Below are 18,858 nucleotides of genomic sequence, written 5' to 3' on the forward strand. Positions count from 1 at the left end.
TCAAGTAAATATGCGTGTAAAGGAGAAAAGAAGTCCACAAAAAACAACTTTACCCCAGGACTGGCACAGCCTGGACGCGCAGGAGGCACTTAAGTTGCTTCAGGTTGACCAGAAAAAGGGGCTAGCAGACGAAGAAGCAGGAAAGCGCCGGGAAACGTACGGACGCAACGTCATGACGCAGCAGAAAAAGCAGAGTGCCCTGGTGCTGTTTCTGCTGCAGTTTCACCAGCCGCTCATCTACATCCTGCTGGCCGCCACCGTCGTCACGTTGCTGCTGGGCGAGTACATCGATTCGAGCGTTATTTTCGGGGTTGTTCTGATCAACTCCATCATCGGCTACATACAGGAATCAAAGGCCTTGGCCGCCATCGACGCCCTGTCCAAAAGCATGTCCGCGAAAGCGACCGTGCTGCGTGGGGGCAGTAAGCAGCAAATCGATGCTTCGGAGCTGGTGCCCGGCGACATTGTGCTGCTGCAGTCCGGCGACAAGTTTCCGGCTGATGTGCGGCTGGTGCAGGCCCGCGACCTGAAGGTGGACGAATCGGCGCTGACCGGGGAGTCGGTGGCGGTGGAAAAGCATGCAGAGCCTGTGGCCGCAGACGATGTGCTGGGCGACCGATTTTCGATGGGCTTCGCCTCCACGGCGGTGACCTACGGGCAGGCGACCGGCCTGGTGGTGGCCACCGGCGACAAGACCGAGGTGGGCAAAATACAGGAATCCATCTCAGGCGCGCAGAACCTGGACACACCACTCACCATCAAAATAAAGGAATTCAGCAACCTGCTCCTCAAGGTCATCCTGGCGCTGTGCGTCGTGCTTTTCCTGGTAGAGTACCTGCGGGGAGCGGACGCGTCTGAAACCTTTATGCTGGCGGTAGCTCTGGCAGTAGGCGCTATACCGGAGGGTTTGCCCGTGGCTGTTACCATCATGCTGGCGCTCGGGGTTTCTAAAATGGCCAAACGCCGCGCCATCATCCGCAAGTTGGTGGCCGTGGAAACCCTGGGCAGCACCAATGTTATCTGCTCCGATAAAACCGGTACGCTCACCGAAAACCAGATGACTGTGCAGCAGATCGTAGCCGGAGCCGAAAAGTATACTGCTACCGGCCTAGGTTACCGACCGGAAGGTGAAATCCATCAAGAGGAAAGACTGGCGGACCTGAGCCACAACAAAGCCCTGGAGCTGTGCCTGAAAGCCGGTTTGCTCTGCAACGACAGCGCCCTGAAAGAGAAAGAAGGACAGTGGCTGATAGAAGGCGACCCCACCGAAGGGGCGCTGGAGGTTGTCGCACGAAAAGCCGGACTTGAGAGGCGAACGTTGGAGCAGCAGCAGCCCCGCCAGGACACCATACCATTTGAGTCAGAATACCAATACATGGCCACGCTGCATGGCGGCGACAAACCCGTCATTTACCTCAAAGGCTCTGTGGAAGCCGTGCTGGAGCGCAGCAGCAAAGCCCTGCTGCCAGACGGCGAACCAGGCGATCTCGACAAGAAGCACATCGAAAAGCAAGTAGAGCAAATGGCCGGCGAGGGGCTACGCGTACTGGCTTTCGCCATGCTGGAGGCAACCCAAGGCCATACGCAAATCGACCACAAACACACCAGCGCCGACCTCATATTCCTGGGACTGCAGGGCATGATAGACCCACCCCGCGAAGAAGCCATGGAGGCCGTTGCCCTGTGCCAGCGCGCAGGCATAGACGTGAAAATGATTACGGGCGACCATGCCGTGACAGCCGCTGCCATTGCCAGCCATATTGGCTTGAAAGGACGACAGGACAACGGGAAGCTGGTAGCTGTGACAGGCAAGCAGCTGCAGCAGATCGGTGACCAGAAACTGTCCGACATCGTTGAGAAGACCGCTGTATTTGCCCGTGTAGCGCCAGAACAAAAACTGCGATTGGTCAAAGCCCTGCAGTCACGCGGCAATGTGGTGGCCATGACGGGCGATGGCGTGAACGACGGCCCGGCCCTGAAGCAGGCCAATATCGGCATCGCCATGGGCATTACCGGAACCGACGTGGCCAAGGATGCCTCGGACATGGTGCTCACCGATGATAACTTTTCGTCCATAGAAGGCGCCGTGGAAGAAGGTCGGGGCGTGTTCGACAACCTGACCAAGTTCATTGTCTGGACGCTTCCTACCAATTTAGGCGAGGCGTTGGTGGTACTGTTGGCCATTGCACTCAATTCTCGGCTCCCCATGCAGCCCGTTCAGTTCCTTTGGATCAACATGACCACTTCGGTGCTATTGGGACTCACGCTGGTTTTCGAGCCTAAAGAGCCCGGCATCATGGACCGTCCGCCACGAGCTTCTAACCAACCACTGCTCACCTCCATGCTTATCAAGCGGACGTTGCTGGTAGGCTTGTTGATGCTTGCAGCTGCCTACGGCCTGTTTCAGTACGAGCTGGGCCGGGGTGCAACGCTCGTGGAAGCCCAGACCGTCGTAACGACGGTGTTTGTGGTAGTGGAATCCTTTTACCTACTCAACTGCCGCTCGCTGGTGAGGCCGATTGGCCAGGTTGGCTGGTTTTCAAACAGGTGGGTGTACTACGGCATTGGCGTCATGTTCCTGGCGCAGGCGCTCTTCATCTACACACCGTTCATGAACATGCTTTTTGGCACCAGTCCGCTGGAGGTCATGCAGCTGCTGCGCATTTTTGGGGCGGGAGCTGTTGTGTTTACAATTATCTCTATCGAGAAGGAGATTCGCTTCCAGCTGGGCGCTAAAAAGCGGGAGGCCGCGAAAAAGGAAGAACAGCTAACCTAGCGTATACCTTGGTGAAAAGGGTGATCGGAGCAGCGGTTTTAATTTGTATCGTATACCTTGTGGTGATGGGCTTACTTTCATTTCAGCAGGAGAAGCTGATTTTCTTTCCGGAGAAACTTCCGGCAGACTACATCTTCCGTTTTGACCGGGAAGCAGAAGAAATACGTATACCTGCGCCGGACGGTATACCGCTGCATGGCCTGCTTTTCAAGACCGAAGCGTCAAAAGGGCTGGTGTTTTACCTGCACGGCAACGCGGGTTCAGTGGCCAGCTGGGGGTGGGTGCACGAGGCCTATACTGCGCTGGGCTACGATGTGTTTGTGCTCGACTACCACGGCTACGGCAAAAGTCAGGGCGAGATCAGCAACGAGAGTCAGTTTTACACTGATGCCGAGGCGGCCTTTCTGGAAGTGGCCGGCAGGTATAGCGGCAAGCAGATCATCGTGGTCGGTTACTCCATTGGCACGGCGGCAGCGGCACGACTGGCAGCGCTACACACACCCACGCTGTTGCTGTTGCAGGCGCCTTACTACAGCCTGGGAGATTTAATGCAAAGCCTATATCCTATGGTGCCGGGCTTTTTACTCCGCTACAAGTTCGAGACGTATAACTTTGTGGCGCAAACCAAATCGCCCATCGTCATTTTTCATGGAGCGCAGGACGAGATCATTTACCCGGGCTCTTCAGAAAAGCTGAGAGCACACCTTAAGCCGTCAGACAGCGTTATCCTTCTCGAAGGACAAGGTCACAATGGCATGAACGAAAACCCGGTTTTCCGGCGCAAACTGGCACAAGTGCTCGCCAGTCTGCCACCTGCAAAGCCCTGAAACTATACCTGTTTGGGAACACAGTGCTATACCTGTACCAGGCACAAAAGCCATACAAAACAAAAGTAAATACGAAAAAAAGAAGAAAGCATGGAAGGCGTTTTTAACACCACAGGTCGGACGAATGTACCGGACTCCTATACCTACAACCCGCAAAACGAGCAGGAAGCCTGGATCGCCATTATGCACGCCTGCGTGGCCGTGGACGACGATGTGGCCGATGTAGAACTGGACGAAATGGCGCAAACCCTGGCTGACCTGCCGCTTTTTGAAGGGCACGACATTATGGCCTACAGCCGGAGTGTCTTTTATGCGCACGTGCAGCTGGGCAGCAAAATATTGATCGACAACTCGGTGGACTTGATCTCAGAAGAAAACCGTCCCGCGCTCTTTGCCCATACCATCCAACTGGTGCTGTCAGACAGCGTGGTGACCGAAAAAGAGGAGGAACTGATACAATACCTGTACTCTGCCCTGGATATGGATGAGAATCAGGCACAGGAGATCGTCCGGGAAGTACTGATCCTCAATAAGGATAAGAAATAGCCCGGCTATACCTGCTGTCGCGCTGAAACGCTTACCTGTCAGGTATAGCTGGCCCGCCTGCTCCCTTCCCGCCTTACACCTCTGCCCATCGCGGCATCGACGCTCCAGATGCCGGAACCGCGTGCGGCCATGTACAGAAATAGAAAGCAGTAGAGCAAAGCCGTCTCCCCCTTATTGAGCAGCGGGTTCCAGCCCTGGGGCGCGTGGGCCATGAAGAAAGCCACCGCCATCTCACCACTGGCAATAAAGGCTGCCCATCCGGTCAGGAACCCAAACGCGATCATGAGTCCGGCAACCAGTTCAATGATGCCTGCCAGCCCCATCAGCGAAGCTATTTCCACGGTGTTGCCGTCGCCGGGCCAGCCAAATAGTTTTTGAGCGCCATGCATGGCAAACATCAATCCGGCCACTATGCGCAGGATGGCGTAGAGTTGCGGGCTGTAGGGCCCCAGAAATCTTTCCATAGTTTTGAGCTTTATACCTGCTTGGTTATAGCAGGCTATTATACAAGCACTTACATACGGAAATAACGATTTTCGGATTATTATGTTGAATTAATCTAAGGCAATCGTCCAGTACGTACTACCACTTTCAGACAGTAATTGAATTTAAGCTGAAAGGCTACTTGATCTCGGAAAAGGCTGTGTCGATCTGGTATTGCTCCAGAACACTCAGAAACTCGTTTTGGAGCACCAGGGTGATGTCCTCTCTCTCTTTCCGGTTGCTGAGCTTCACCTTGTATTTATCCTGGTCGCGCACCAGTAGCAGGTGCTGCTTGCTCGGGCTGTTCTTCAGCGACAGCGAATCTTCCTGTATTTGCTCGATGCGGCGCTGGTTGTTCCCGAAAAGAATGTTGAAAACGTTGATGTCCACGCTCAGGCTCGCATCGCCACGCATGGTGTAGGAACCCCGGAGATCGAAGGACGACAGGTTGTTGTTCATGCTGAAACCAGGCGCGACAAACTTATTCCTGTAAAGCACAAAATCAGCCTCCACATCCTCGAAAAACAGGTGCTCGGTCCGCTCTTTCCGCATGAAGCCCAGCGCTTCCTGTATGGGCTTGATATCGATCAACTCCATGCCCCTGAAAGAGGCCCGGCTATAGGCTACCGTACGGTCGAAGCTCGGTGCAAAAGTCCCGTCCAGCTTGGTATACACGGTCAGGTTACAGTCCGCTTTGCCTTTAATGTTCTGGCTTCCCAGCATATCCAGTTCCATCTGCTCGGCAACGGCAAACAACTGCTCCAGATCGACATCCTGCACCTGCGCCTTCAGCCGAACGGGGATGGTGTCAGAGGGCTCGTTCAGGTACATCATTCCGTGCGAAAATATTTTGCCACCGAAGGCTTGCAGGTATAGCTTGTCGAGTTGCGCCTGCTCCCGGTTCATGCGGGCTCTTATCTCCAGATTGCTTCCTTTCAGGTACTCATACTTCAATTCCTGTGCTTCTACATAAAGTCCCAGATCATACACCTTCTCCCGCAGCTTCGTGCTCATGCCCTTTTCCGGCTCCTCTTTCTTCACCGGCAATTCCTGAGGCTGATCTTCGGGCAGCAGTGTTTTCAGCGCCGCGAAATTTTGCATAAACGCCTGCAGGTCCAGAAAATCATATTGCAGGTGCACATCCAGGTATGGCCGGGTTAGTTTTGAACTAATCAGGTAGAAGCCGCCGTTTGCAGTGGCCGCTCCGCCTTTGCTTGTCTTAAAGCGCATCTCCTGCATTGTCACATGGCTCTTGTTTTTATCCAGGCGCACAGAGAGGTGCTGCAGGTCTTCTTCCCCGGGCAGATCAATATGCTTCACGCGCAGGGATAGCTGTACTTTCTGCAGTGGCATCAGGAAAGTTATACCTTCGGCTTTACCAGCCTTAGCTTTTTCTGCAGATTTCCCGTTACCCGCTGAGCCGGCAATAGCGTTCACCTGTTGCAGGCTCGTCAGGTCGAGGGTGTCCATCTGCGCGGCCAGCTGAATGCTGGCATCATGAAGTTTCCGGTTGTCGTTCGGCGCTGCTACATTCCCGGTCACCGTGATGCCCTGAGAGGTCAGTCCGATGTCGGAGAGTGTGAGGCGCTTGCCGTCACTGCTCAGCCTGGCCTGCATGTTTTGAACAGACGCTGCCTGCAGGTTGAGCTGCTGACACGCCAGCCGCATGTTAAGCCTTAAAAAGTCGGGTATGATCGTTGTGGTTGCGACGGCTGAACTTGTCGGGGCCGCTGGTTTTCCACCGGCTTTAGTGTCAGGTTTCAGCTTTAGCCAGGCCGTGTTTAGCTGCCTGAGGTTGACGGCACCTCTTACAGTCACAGTTTTTTGCTGGCCAAGCAGGTAATTCACCACATCGCGTACTGATCCATCAACCGTAAAAGACTTTCCGCCTATTTTGCCTTCCATACCCTGTAGGCGCAGTTCGTTGCCTGCCAATTTTGCTTCCCCATTCAGGTTGGTGAAGGGCACGGTGAGCTTTGCCGGCTGAAAGCCAACCTCCTGCAGACGGATAGCCCCCTGCCACTGCAGGTCATCCTGCCGCTGGCGGTCCTCGGTGGCATGCAGATTTCCCTTGATGGTGACGTCACCGGCCAGCGTGCCGCGTGGCAGGGAAAGGTAATCCGGAGGCATCAGTTCAGCCAGGCTATCCAGGGTATAGCTCCCGCTGAGACGCGCATCCACAAAAGGTTTGGTAAAGTTTGTAATCTTCGCTTTGAGCTGCAGGCTGTCCTGGCCGGTGCGGACCGCTACCCGATGCAGCGTGAACGAACTTGTCTCCGGTGAATGCTTTGGCCCGTTGTCCAGTTGACCGGAAATTTGGATATGCGACAGTGTGATGCGGCTGGTGGGCCAATGAAGTTTCCCATCCTGCAAGGCAAAGTGCAGTTTGTTTCTGGGGCGCTTCGTGGGTCCGGAGTGGCCGGCAATGTGGTAGTGCAGCTTCACGCGGCCCTCGCTCTCCACCTGCCGGAGCAAAGGTATAGACTTGACAGAATTCATCTGGTTGAGCAGAAAGAAAAAGGGCTGCTCTCCTTTAAAGTGCAGGTCCAGCTCTGAGCCCGGCTCGTTGGCTGTCTTCCGGTGCGTACCCGAGATCAGTACCTCGTTCTTGTTCAGGATGGCTTTGCTGTCCTCGATCGTTCCCAGTTTTTTGTCCAGGTCATAGGTATAGCGCGCATCTGCTGTAAAGTCTCTGTCCTCGAAAAGGCGTAGGTCACGGCTGCTGATGTAATTGATCTTCCCCTTCAGTTTGCCCTTTATTTTGAGGATGTTATCGCGAAGATCGGCTGCCAGGTCGGAGTCGAGTAGTTGGATCGAGAAAGCGCTCTCCTTGTACTGATTTTCGCTCAAAAACCGGGCATTCCGGATCCTGACCTGCGGGATGTTCAATTCGAAATCACCTGAACCGTCGTCCTGCTTTTCTGCCTTGCCAAAGCTGAGGCTGCGCTTGTGGCCAGTCGAATCTACCTGCTGATGAAACGTGAGGCCATCAAGGTATAGCTTACTGATGCGGAGCCGGCCAAAGGGCCACTGCATTACTGGCACCAGCACTTCCATATGTTCGACAGCCAGCACCTCAACAGGCTTCGTACTGCTAGTATCCTTTAGTGAGATATTGTCGAGCGTCAGGGTCAGGTAGGGGAAATTTTTCCAGTTGGAAATATCCGATTGAAATGGCGCGAGTGCTAGGTTGGGATCTTTGGTCAGCACCGTTCTGATGAAGACCGGTAGCTTGTCCTGGTAGAGCGGGGCCAGCAGAAACTGGGCAGCCAGCACCAGGGTGAACAGCAGTCCGATTACCAGCAGAAATATCTTAACGAGGGGGCGCGTTTTCATAACAGATTGTATTGCCTGACCGGAAGCTTAGTTTCCGGTTTGCTTCTACTTAAACTCACTTTTTGCAAGAAAGTTTGGCTCACCCACTCTTATCCGAACCTCCTGTGTTATATAGATTTATGCTATATGGTTCCCTGAATTTATCCAAAGCCGATCCTGATTTGATCATGAGATAGAGAAATGGGGTCCTTGGGCCGTTTGTTAACCCAAAATTGACTCAAGTCCGTACAACGAACTAACCCTGGAGCATTTCCGGGGTCGGTTATTTATGTTCTACCTAAAGAAAACAAACTATGAGCGACAACAATAGAAATATCCCTGAAGATCCGAATTCAAGAAAAGGCGAAGGCGTAAGTGGCCTGGGCAAAGGCAAGCAAACCGGCCCGGTAGCCGGCGGTGCTGACAATACCCGCGGCGAGAACAAGCCAAGTCGTGAGGGAAGCAGCGGTGGTGCCAAGCACGGCAAGGAGAACCCGAGGGAACAAAACAGTCCGCAGGGCTCTAATGCTAACCTCACCACAACCACCCGTGGCGCTGACGGCACCGACAAAGAGTTCCGCAACAACCAGCCGAACCCGAGCACGATTACGGACCCGGATATGAAAAACAAGGAAAGAAATAACTAAGGCTATACCTGAAACGAAAAGAAAAAGCCCCGGCAGTTGTCGGGGCTTTTTCTTTATACCTGTTGAGGTAGCTATACCTTACTTTAGTTCATCCAGCACCACATACATCTTTTTCACGAGCGATGAGGCCGAACCGTTATAGTTGTTCACCACGAAAGAGAAAAGGTACTCCCGTCCGTCTTTAGCTTTGTGGTAACCGGTGAAGCCTTTTACGCCGCGAATCGTGCCGCTCTTCATTTTCATACTGTTGAATGTGGGCAGTGAGGCATGTAAACCCGGATACCACAGCTGCTGGCGGGCATGGAGCAGCAGTTGCACCTGGGCGTGCGTCGTCACGCGGTTGAGCGGAGACAGTCCGGAGCCGTCTACCATCGCCAGTTCGGATTCGGATATACCTTTATCTTTCCAGTGCTGGCGTATTTTGTTCAGTCCCTGACGAGTGTCGCTGCTGCTGCCATCGGTATAGGCAATTGTTTTAGCCAGTGCTTCGCCATACAAGTTAATGCTCTTGCGGTTGAACCAGTATACAATACTGTCCAGTGGCGGGGAGGTGACCGTATGGAAGAAGGTATAGCCTTGCTGCGGTATATCGTCGTGCTGTAAAACGGTCTGCTGCGGCATGCTGATACCGAGTGTACGGAGCGTATCGGCCAGCATGCTTACAAACTGATTCGCTCCCGAAGGAAGTGCGCCTGATATCTTAAAGCTGCTTTCATTGACAGGTATAGTACCCCGTATGGCAGCTGTGGAATTGCCCAGAGGGAAGTAAATGTAGGCATTGTCGCCCGTGCCCGCAGCGGCGGAAGTTAGCTCGGAGCGTAAGCCATAGCCGTTGAGGTTCGGTACTGTTTTTACAATCGAAACGGGCTCGCCGATCTGCTTGCCGGACTTGAGGATGACATCGTACTGATTTTCGCGCCAGTTGAGTTTAGCTGCGCCTGCCCCGTAGTAGTTGGCAATATCCTGCCACATCCAGCCGTCGGGTACGGTTTCTTCGTTCCAGCCTTCGTTACTCACTATCACTTCGCTAACCGTTTTTATACCTGCACGCTGCATGGCACGCACGATATCTTTCAGTACAACGTCCTCTTTGGTCACAGGCCAGCGCCAACTCCCCAACGTTGGGTCACCGCTCGGTATAATGAGGAGCGACGTTTGCTTGCCATTTTTGCGAAGAGCAAATTTCGTTTCGTAGCGGAAATCTTTCCCAAGCAGTTCGTAAGCACTGATGCTCGTGATGAGCTTCATGGTAGAAGCCGGAGCCAGACCGATTTTGCTGTTGCGATCGTACACGACCTGCCCTGTTTTGGCGTCAACCACATAAAGCGAGGCAATGCCGTTCTGCAGCTGCGAATCAGCTTCGAATTTCTGAAAAGCGGTGGTGAGTTTAGATGCAACCGACTGCGCCCAGGTAGGCTGTAGCGTCAGTAAACAGGCAATCAGGAAGGTGAATGAAGTGATGTGGGTTTTCATAAGCAAAAATTACACATTTCTGTTGGTTATCCCCAAACCTAAAAACAAAACGGCCACTTATTCCTGCGAATAAGCGGCCGTTCACATTATTAAATCCTATTTCTACCAGTCCTGGGTATCGCGGTATCTGTTGCGCTCGTCGTAGCGATGCTCGTCCTCGGACCGGCGCTGCTGGTTGTGACCCCAGTTGTTGTAGGCGCTGCGCTCACGATCTTCGTCGCGGTTGTTATACCTGGTAGAGCCGTAGCCTGTGTCGCGGAACTCGTCGAAGCTGCGGTTGTAGCCTCTGTCGCCCCTGTCTTCGTTCCGGTAGCCAGACCTTGACAGGTTACTGTCGATGTAACCCGTACCCCGATAACGGCTTCCCGAATCTTCGTCCATTCGGCCACTATAGTTAGAGCCTCCCGAATGGCCATAGTTCTGGCGACTGTGCTCGTTGTGGTCATAGTAGTTTCTGTCGCCGCCCATGTGGCTCGGTCTTTCGCGATCTGACATTCCGTAGTTCGAAGGTCCGTAGGCTGAGCCGCCGCCATAAGTGCTGCCCCCTTCGCCGTAGCGTGTGCCGCCGCTGAAGTCGCCATAAGCGCGTGTTCCGTGAGACGTCCTACCGCGCTCGTCACGGTTTTCGTAGCGGTCGCGATCACTCCTGTGCTGGCTGCTTTCAGGGTTGAAGCGCGATAAACTGTTGGTGTTACCGGTTCGGGCGTTGCCGTGTTCATCGAAGTCGGCATAATGGTTCTTGCGGGGGCGATCGTTATACTCGTTGTTTCTGTTCATAGCTTTGTTATTTAGGTTAATATACTCCCTCTCATAACGCAGCCGATATGATCATGTTCCTTTCCCGCTTTTTAAAATCCTTTCCCTGACCTACTTCAAAGGTAATTTCCAGGTTAATCCTCCACCGGATTAAAGAATAATTCACACCACTTAAGTACCCACTATACCTACAGTTTATGCAACTGAAAATAACCCAGGTGCATCTCGTCTTCGTGCCCTTCTATGCCTGGTGAAATTTCAAGGCTGAATTTTTGCTTGTCCACAGCTGTCAGGATGTCTTTTACCTCAAATACTTCGTCCACATCCACGCCAAACTTATCGTCAATGTGAGAGGAAGCACCCTTGAAACCGGTGTGTTTGTAGAAGGCCGTTTGCTTGGCCTGCTGCACCGCTCCTGCCTGGTCCTGCGCAACGGCCAGCATCTTGTAATGAAATTCGTCGAACTCGTTTGGTTTATACCCGCCGAGGTTCAGAAAGAAAAGTTTGTCCGCGCCAGCTTCAGCAGGTATAGCCGATTTGGGTGTTACTTTTATCTGGTACCCATTCACCTGCGTAACCTCCCGCCAGGCATCGACGTGGATGTTGCCCTTCGCCTCCGGCCAGAAAGCCTTGATGGCCGGTACCAGGTCTTTCACCTGCTCGCCAATAGCAAAGAACATGTCGTGCTGCTCCGTGTTTCGCCCCGCCGGCCGACATCCGAGCATCAGCATAAATAGTTTTGGATGTTGCATTGGTGTTTTGTTTGTAGTGTTTTATTTATGGTTCTAGAAGTCTAACTTTTCTTGTTGATGTAGATGTTGCTATCGGTTCACTTTACTTATTTGACATCCCGTAAGGATCTTGTAAGTCCGTAGCATAGGCTTAACCTCCCTTTATCCAAGTTCATTAACAGAATGACAGCCTGTTTCAAGCTTGTCTTTTTAGAGTGAAATAGCCCTACCCACGAGAGAGAATTGCGGAACGATTGACATCCCCCTGCCCCCTTCAAAGGGGGACTTTCCGCCGTTACCATCCTACAGGTATAGCTTTGTAGTTGCCGCAATTTGCTACTCCTTCTGATTATACCCACCCCTGCCCCTCCCAAGAGGGGAAGAAGTCTGCCGCTGCCATTCATAGGTATAAGACGTTGTAGTTAATGTCACAGACCACTGGCAGGTATAGCAAGCGTAACTTGCACCTTGAGCAATGAAACAAATCTCTGAGCCAGGTGCACTTAAATGACTACCCACTGTTTGAGCGTTCAGCGAGTTTGGGGAGTCTTGATTTTTTTGCCTACTTTTTTCATCAAGGAAAAAAGTAGGTGCCCGCCGCACAGGCGAAGCTATAAGACAATATCATTTGCTATACCTGCAACAGCGGTTGCTACAAAGCAAAGCAGGCTATACCTATTCCTATACCTATACCTACCCCTGGGCCAGAGGCCCCACTATAATAGACACGAGCGTGGACGCTCGCGCCATATAATTGCTATACCTGAAATAAGCCCCGCCAGCCTGGCAAAAATTCCCCATTACTTATACCCTATAATCGAAGTAAACGTAACCTTCCGCATCAGCTGCCGTGACACCGGATTGATCGCCTCTACAACTCCCTCCGCTTTGAGCGCCTCCAACGCTTCTTTGTAATTCCCCCGGATATAATTCGTGCCAATGTTATGATGCCGGTAAATGCTGTCGATCGGGAGGTTGTGGTAGTAGGCCCTCTTGCCTGCCAGGTCTGTGATCAGGTTTTTGATCGAGTAACGATACTGTTCCTGAAACAGCGACAACTGGTGCTTGATGTTGGCTCCGAAAAGCGGCACGCCGTCTTCCTGGTAGTCGCTGTACATAAGCATGAGCTCTTTCATTTTCATGTAAGGCGCATCGTTCTTCGACACAAAAAACAGGTAGTGGCTCGTCTGGTTCTTCTTGGGCAGACTGATCTTAAAGCGGAACGTTTTGTAATCCTTCTCCCGGAAAACGTCTTCAAACTGGTCTACCATAAAGTCTTCGCGCTGACCGGCATCCTGGTAGCGGTCACAGAATTCTCGGATCTTCTGCAGGCGCTCTTTACCCAACACATCGGCCATAATGCTATCATCTGTAGCGCCCTGCACTACTGCGCGCAGTTTGGCCGGTGTGAAGAGCATGAACAGGTCCAGACCCCAGCGGCGCACCGACTGCAAGAGCAGCTGCTGCGAAAACTCGTAACCAAAGGGGTCCAGGTATAGCAAAGTAGGCACGTCGTTTCCGAGGAGCTTGGCGAGCGTTGCCAGGCTTGCTTCTTCATGCAATAGCACCGGCTTGTGCTGCAAGTCCTGGTAGTAAGGCAGCTGCTGCAGGTTCTCTTTTAATTTGGCGGTGACGGTCTTTTTCTCATCATTGAAAAAAGTGCGCACTACTTTGTTGAGGTTATACTTGTCTGTTGCCCCGAAAATGCTGTTGAGCACACGCACCGGTGTGGCAGGCTTGCCGTCTTCCGACTTTCCGTCACCGGCGTACAGGTCGATAAAGGCCAGCACCGGGTTAGACTTGTAGCGCTGACCCTGCAGCTGGGCACTGCACCAGGCCTTAAAAAATTCGTTCAGCAGCTCAGATTTGATCTCGGCGCTGCTACGCTGTTCTATAAAAAAATCGTTTGTATCGGCAGTAGACATGGAAAAAGGTCAATTCTGCCCGTCCGGCAGGTATAGCAATCTGACTTCCTGTACCTGTGGGGTGGGCCAATGTTTTATGGATAGGTAAAGTTAGGGCTTGTTTCAATTATAACCGTAATTTTGCAGCATGAAACTGACTGGCAACATTCTCAACATTAAAAACAAGCGCGACGACCGCAATGCAGGTATAGCCATTGAGGTGGACAAGATCGAATACGTGACCTACAAAAAGGATGGTAAGTATTTTCAGCCTTTTAACCTGGAGGTGGAGTTGGATGAACCGCTCGTGATCACGGGAGATCAGTTGGCCCGCAAACCAGAGAAACATCTGCAGGAAGGCGAGTACGATTTCGATGTGTATGACAAGGAAGACGAGGAATATGTGCTTAACGAGAACCGGTTTTTGTCGGTGCTGCTGGTGTACGACGAATTTGAACAGGAGCATGTGCTATCGTCGGTAGAGTATACAGTCACAATCTCAAACGAGGAGTTCAAGGTTTTGAAAGAAGAGCAGCATAAACTTCGCCAGTCCCGAAAAGGCCTGGGCAAAAAGAAGAAATAGCCGGCCGCTCATCAGGTATAAAAACAGAAAGACCTGCTTCAAGCATTGCTTAAGGCAGGTCTTTCCTTTTCATGTTCCGTCAAACATGGAAGCAATTCTTCCAAAAAGCTTCTACAAGCTTTATTTCAGGTTTACACCTGTCTGAACGATAACATAATGTCTATACCCAGGTATACGAAACTCAACTTACAAGGTTGATGTTCAGACATTTACTTTTTATTCATACCCAGGTAAATGCCATACCCGATCAGGCCGGCACCCACAGCAAAGAGCACATACTGCTTTTGTTTGGTGTCCAGGCCGTTGTAGGTATCCAGTCCGAACTTGCCGGGATTTTTCACAACGTTCATGATCTCACCCGGATTTTCCATCAGGAAATTCAAAGGATTCGAGGGTTTTGATGTATTGGTTTTCATGTTTTCCAAGTGGTTTATTTTGCTTTCTTCTCTACGGAAGCCATGCGTAAGAAGATATGAAATGTGACTGGCAATGGCCAGCCGATGTGCTTTTTTAATTGCCGGTGCGGTTCAGTTCTTCCAAAGTGCTGCGTTTGCGCTCTTCAGGCTTCTCTCCTTTGCTGAACTTGTAGCGCAGCGTAAACCCAACGTTGCGCTGCCGGAAATACTGGTTCCAGTCACTGACGTTGCCTTCGCCCACCAAGGCACTGATGATGAGGTCCTGGGTTTTGAAGATGTCGTTTGCGTTGACGCTCAGCTCCAGCGTTTCATCCAGAAGGCTTTTCTTCACCCCCACGTTCACCCACCAGCGCGGGTCCACCACATAGAGGGCATAGGCTGCCGGCCCCTGGTAAGTGCCGTTTAACTCCATCTTTATCTTCTTCGGAAGCATGATCGTGTGGTTCGTCTGCAGCATGTAAAACACCTGGTCGTTGATCATCTGCTGCTTGTTCACCACTGCTGAAAACTCATTGTAAGAAAGGAGCATGGTGTTGCTGCTCTCCCAGTTTTTCATGATCGTGAAAGGCATAATGGCAGTCAGACTCAGGTTGCGGGATTTGGGCACGTTGCCGACATAGTAGATCGTGGTGGACGTCTCAGGTATAATCTCTGGCAACTCGGCGATCACATCGCGGTTAAGCTGGTAATTGAGCACCAGGTTGTAAGTCTTTTTGAACGCCTGTGTGATGCCGATGGCATGTGTGTATTGCGGACGCAGATCCGGATTTCCTTGCCAGTAGGTATAGGGATCGCGATAGGCAAAGAAAGGGTTGAGCTGACCGTAGTTCGGACGCTGGATGCGCCGGCTGTAGTTGTAGTTGATCTGATAGTTATCGCTCACTTTCTGCTGCACAAACAGGCTCGGAAATAGATTGAGATAATCACGATCGTTCACATCCCTGGTTGTAATCGACTCTCCCCGCGAGGTGGTATATTCTGCCCGCAAACCGGCCTGCACGCTCAGTTGCTCACCCAGTTTGGAGTTCAGGTTAAGGTAGCCCGCATAGATGTTCTCATCATACACAAAGTGGTTCGTGCGTCGTTCATCCAGTTGCAGTTTTTCGCTGTTGTTAAAGTAAAAGCGGGAGTCATTGTCAGAAACCACCCGGCTGGCTTTTGCTCCCAGTTCCAGCTTGCGGCCGTTGGCGAGCGGACGTGTAAAATCTACTTTGGCCGCAAAAATATCGAACTCGTTGGGCGTGTCGGTATACAGGAAGTCCTGCGTTGGCGGCAGGCCGGTTTCCAGGTTATAAAAGTAATTGTAGAAGTTGGCGTCGCCTCTGTTTTTGATCTTCACAAAATCCAGGTCGGCGGTAAGTGTCGTGCCGATAGTGTCGTACTTGCCCATGTAGTGCAGGTTAGTAGTGAAGTTGGTGAAGCGGTTTTGGTTAAAGTTATCTGCATCAATAAACTGCGTCGGCTGGTTAGGGGCATTTCCAATGTAGGTTTCGGTCAGGAAGTCGGCGTGCAGTTTGTTGGTGTTGAAGTAGCCCATTACGCCTACACTGTGGCGGTCGTCGAAGCTGTAATCCGTACCCACCCGAACGGCAGGAGGACCTTGCACTTCATAATTGCCGGTAGCCACCTGGTCGAAATAAGTCGTGCTTTCGTCTCCTTGGAAAACCCTGTTAAAGGTCGCATCGCGTCCACCTACCCTGCGTGCCATGTCCAGGTTCAGGAAAGAATTCCAGGGTCCGGTTCTGTGGTTGATGTTGCCCCCCGTAGAGAACCCGTACTGCTTGCCATTGTAGTTGGCACCTGCATAAGCACTTCCGTTTATACCTTGCAGCGTGTTGTTTTTCAGGTTGATGTTCAGGATGCCCGAAGAGCCCTCGGCATCGTACTTGGACGAAGGGTTGGTGATGATCTCGATGTTGCGGATGTTCTCGGCTGACATACCTTCCAGCAGCGAACGCAGATCGCGGGCGGAGAGGTAAGTCAGTTTTCCGTCCAGCATAATTGTCACTCCTGCCCTGCCATTGAGCTGTATGTTCCCTTCCTGGTCTATGAAAACGCCCGGCGAGGTGGCCAGCACATCATAAGCCGTCCGTCCTGCCGCCAGTGCTGTTCCTTCTATGCTCACCACCATGCGGTCGGCTTCCTGGGTGATGGTGGGACGGAGCGCCTCTACGGTTACCTCCTTCAGCTGGGTTGTGCTGGGCACCAGCCTGATATTCCCGACCGCCGTCTCTGGTTTTGCCGCGTTGACTGCCACCCGACTGATAAACTTTTTCTGATAACCCAGGAAGCTGATGGCCAGCTGGTAATTGCCAGATGCTATACCTTCAAAAGAAAAGCGGCCATTGGCATCGGTGAGTGCGCTCTGAAGTGCCTGCGTATTGCCGGACTGGAGCAGGGCGACCGTTGCATACTCAATAGCCTTTCCTGTTAGCGAATCAGAAAGTGTGCCCGATATTTTACCAGCTCCCTGCGCCCATGCAGCGCTTGAAACGGACAGGAAAAGGCATAGCAATCCCATCAAAAAAAGTATATTTTTTTTCATAGCCTATCGAATGATAATTTTAATCTTCCGCCTTTGTATTTGTGGGGATAAGCTAAAGACAATCATTTCGGGGCACAGTTGCATCCGCTCCAAACTAAATCTGCCGTCTTGCTGCATTTCGGGCAATGGAATTGAGAAAACCACGTATAGGAAGCTGCAATTAAAAAATTAAGGCTTACTCATGTTTCTGCTTCAGCACGTGTCGCTTCTGCTCATACTTACTACTACCCTCTTCGAAACTCTCGCAAACCTGGACCTGGCTACGCTGCAACTGCTGAATGGCAACAGGGCGACGACCTGGATTTTGTGCTGCTCACCCTGACAGTGACCTCCTACGGACTTGGCGCTTTAGTACCAATTTGCCTATACCTGATGGGGCACTTCGGGCGGATGGTTTCGCTTAAGCTAAAGGCCTATCAGTATGTATTTGCCATGGGGTTGAATATTCTGTTTATTGGCTTACTGAAGTACACCATCGATCGTCCCCGCCCATTTGTGACCCACGACACGATTGAGCAGATTGCAGAAGCCAGCAGTCCCTCCTTTCCTTCAGGCCACACGGCTTTTGCTTTCACGGCGGCCGTTGTGCTTGTACTGATGTTCCGCAACCCAGCCCTGCGCGGCCTCCTGCTGACCTGGGCCTTGCTTGTGGCCTACTCCAGACTGGCCCTGGGCGTGCACTACCCCAGCGACGTGCTCGGCTCCATGCTTCTCGGATCGGCCGCTGCCTACCTTGCCACCTATGCCTTCCGGAAGCATCGCGAACAGTTTTATATCTTGCTCAGGCGAGGCCGGAATTTGAGGATAGTGCGGTAGGTATAGCATTTCTTTAAGGTGCAACCTATCAGTTAAAAACCCGCTAAACCCTACTCTGATAATTGAAACATCCGTTTTGAAACGTATAGTTGCGCTTATAAACGCTTATAGATTTTTCCTACATTGGCTGAGCATTATCTAGGCTATTCCTTGGCGCGAAAACTTGGTCAACCCACTTAGGAAAAGAATCTAACAGATCACCTTAATCGCTTGATTTACATAAACTTTGACTCTACAACCAGCCACCCGCTGGGAAAAGAGCGAGTATGTTGTAGAGTTACTGTAAAAGCACTATATTAGTAGAGCGCTATGGAACCTATCAGGCGAAGCCGCACACCGGAAGAAGTAAGTGAACCAGACAAAAACCACCTTCGCATATAAGGCGGATAAACGTCATAGTGTCGTTTATACAGTAGTTAGGGCAATTTGAAAATTGAAAACTTTGGATTCTTTTATCATCTTAATATTATGCCTCATCGCTGCAAGTTGCGGCAGCCAGAAAACAGAATTTAAAATGGAAAGCAGGATAAAAGAATTTGAAGTGGGACAGGTTTGGCGCTATATAACTAGAACAGGCGAAGAGGGGTCTTATTTAACCATCCTTAAGATTGATAGCTATCCTAAAGCTGGAACAATAGTTCATGTAGCTATTGACCAAGTAAATCTTAAAGGTCACCTGACAGGTAAATTTTATGGGCATTCCATTGCTCATATGCCTTTTAGTATAAACGCTTTGAAGGAAAGTGTAACTGAACTAAAACAAGAAGGATCCCAGATTCCTGATTTCGAAGATGGTTATAGAGAGTGGGAAGAACAGTTTAAAAAAGGAAAAGCTGGAGCATTTTCTGTTAAGGTTGCTGAAGCAGTTGAATTTACGGAAACAACCATGGACCAATAAAAAAGAATAAACTGCCCCTAACAACTAAGGCTTCGTTGGGTACGGAGTGCCCACAATGAAGCCGTGGTTGCACGGAACCGGGCGACGCGTTATGGGTTTTAAGTCGGAAGAGGCTTGCCCCTGAACTACTTGTTGGGGCTAT

At 51.6% G+C, this 18,858-nt stretch carries 16 protein-coding genes; 8 read left to right on the plus strand and 8 right to left on the minus strand.

Annotated elements, in window-relative coordinates; all coding sequences use genetic code 11:
- The first annotated feature begins 10 nt into the window (after nt 1-10).
- The 3 genes from AC4QZR_RS10475 to AC4QZR_RS10485 all read left to right on the plus strand — a co-directional run bounded on the left by AC4QZR_RS10475 (nt 11) and on the right by AC4QZR_RS10485 (nt 4,149).
- The gene (locus AC4QZR_RS10475; protein WP_494480867.1) at nt 11-2,776 is read left to right on the plus strand and encodes a cation-transporting P-type ATPase; all 2,766 of its coding nucleotides are present in this window, start codon (nt 11-13) and stop codon (nt 2,774-2,776) included.
- 65 nt (nt 2,777-2,841) lie between these two features.
- Complete coding sequence (locus AC4QZR_RS10480; RefSeq protein ID WP_494480868.1) at nt 2,842-3,603, plus strand: alpha/beta hydrolase; 762 nt, start codon at nt 2,842-2,844, stop codon at nt 3,601-3,603.
- Between the two features lie 90 nt (nt 3,604-3,693).
- Complete coding sequence (locus AC4QZR_RS10485; protein WP_494480869.1) at nt 3,694-4,149, plus strand: TerB family tellurite resistance protein; 456 nt, start codon at nt 3,694-3,696, stop codon at nt 4,147-4,149.
- 38 nt (nt 4,150-4,187) lie between these two features.
- Here the strand turns inward: AC4QZR_RS10485 and AC4QZR_RS10490 are convergent, their stop codons facing one another.
- Nucleotides 4,188-4,613, minus strand: a complete 426-nt coding sequence (locus tag AC4QZR_RS10490; protein WP_494480870.1) for a DoxX family protein — start codon at nt 4,611-4,613, stop codon at nt 4,188-4,190.
- A gap of 157 nt (nt 4,614-4,770) precedes the next feature.
- Nucleotides 4,771-7,968 (minus strand): hypothetical protein, encoded by a 3,198-nt coding sequence (locus tag AC4QZR_RS10495; RefSeq protein ID WP_494480871.1) that lies wholly within the window; start codon nt 7,966-7,968, stop codon nt 4,771-4,773.
- A gap of 293 nt (nt 7,969-8,261) precedes the next feature.
- On the opposite strand from AC4QZR_RS10495, the gene AC4QZR_RS10500 reads away from it, so the two are divergent.
- On the plus strand, nt 8,262-8,594 hold the full coding sequence (locus AC4QZR_RS10500; protein ID WP_494480872.1) for a hypothetical protein: 333 nt from the start codon (nt 8,262-8,264) through the stop codon (nt 8,592-8,594).
- Between the two features lie 78 nt (nt 8,595-8,672).
- Here AC4QZR_RS10500 and dacB read toward each other — a convergent pair whose 3' ends face one another.
- From dacB to AC4QZR_RS10515, 3 genes are all read right to left on the minus strand, one after another.
- Nucleotides 8,673-10,067, minus strand: coding sequence for a D-alanyl-D-alanine carboxypeptidase/D-alanyl-D-alanine endopeptidase (gene dacB, locus AC4QZR_RS10505; RefSeq protein ID WP_494480873.1), 1,395 nt, complete (start codon nt 10,065-10,067; stop codon nt 8,673-8,675).
- A 102-nt stretch (nt 10,068-10,169) separates the two neighbouring features.
- Nucleotides 10,170-10,844, minus strand: coding sequence for a hypothetical protein (locus AC4QZR_RS10510; protein WP_494480874.1), 675 nt, complete (start codon nt 10,842-10,844; stop codon nt 10,170-10,172).
- 167 nt (nt 10,845-11,011) lie between these two features.
- Entirely contained in the window at nt 11,012-11,575 is a 564-nt protein-coding gene (locus AC4QZR_RS10515) for a DUF1543 domain-containing protein (RefSeq protein WP_494480875.1), read from the minus strand.
- 607 nt (nt 11,576-12,182) lie between these two features.
- On the opposite strand from AC4QZR_RS10515, the gene AC4QZR_RS10520 reads away from it, so the two are divergent.
- Nucleotides 12,183-12,308, plus strand: coding sequence for a hypothetical protein (locus AC4QZR_RS10520; protein WP_494480876.1), 126 nt, complete (start codon nt 12,183-12,185; stop codon nt 12,306-12,308).
- A gap of 46 nt (nt 12,309-12,354) precedes the next feature.
- Here the strand turns inward: AC4QZR_RS10520 and tcmP are convergent, their stop codons facing one another.
- Nucleotides 12,355-13,479, minus strand: coding sequence for a three-Cys-motif partner protein TcmP (gene tcmP, locus AC4QZR_RS10525; protein WP_494480877.1), 1,125 nt, complete (start codon nt 13,477-13,479; stop codon nt 12,355-12,357).
- A gap of 127 nt (nt 13,480-13,606) precedes the next feature.
- Here tcmP and AC4QZR_RS10530 point away from each other — a divergent pair, with 127 nt between their 5' ends.
- The gene (locus tag AC4QZR_RS10530) at nt 13,607-14,041 is read left to right on the plus strand and encodes a hypothetical protein (RefSeq protein WP_494480878.1); all 435 of its coding nucleotides are present in this window, start codon (nt 13,607-13,609) and stop codon (nt 14,039-14,041) included.
- A gap of 209 nt (nt 14,042-14,250) precedes the next feature.
- Here AC4QZR_RS10530 and AC4QZR_RS10535 read toward each other — a convergent pair whose 3' ends face one another.
- Nucleotides 14,251-14,457, minus strand: a complete 207-nt coding sequence (locus AC4QZR_RS10535) for a hypothetical protein (RefSeq protein WP_494480879.1) — start codon at nt 14,455-14,457, stop codon at nt 14,251-14,253.
- 94 nt (nt 14,458-14,551) lie between these two features.
- Nucleotides 14,552-17,002 (minus strand): TonB-dependent receptor domain-containing protein, encoded by a 2,451-nt coding sequence (locus AC4QZR_RS10540; protein WP_494480880.1) that lies wholly within the window; start codon nt 17,000-17,002, stop codon nt 14,552-14,554.
- A gap of 306 nt (nt 17,003-17,308) precedes the next feature.
- Here AC4QZR_RS10540 and AC4QZR_RS10545 point away from each other — a divergent pair, with 306 nt between their 5' ends.
- Both AC4QZR_RS10545 and AC4QZR_RS10550 read left to right on the plus strand, forming a co-directional pair.
- The gene (locus AC4QZR_RS10545; RefSeq protein WP_494480881.1) at nt 17,309-17,818 is read left to right on the plus strand and encodes a phosphatase PAP2 family protein; all 510 of its coding nucleotides are present in this window, start codon (nt 17,309-17,311) and stop codon (nt 17,816-17,818) included.
- A 442-nt stretch (nt 17,819-18,260) separates the two neighbouring features.
- Nucleotides 18,261-18,716, plus strand: coding sequence for a hypothetical protein (locus tag AC4QZR_RS10550; protein WP_494480882.1), 456 nt, complete (start codon nt 18,261-18,263; stop codon nt 18,714-18,716).
- The last annotated feature ends 142 nt before the right edge of the window (nt 18,717-18,858 follow it).

It is taken from the genome of Pontibacter sp. YIM B11418, assembly GCF_059278805.1.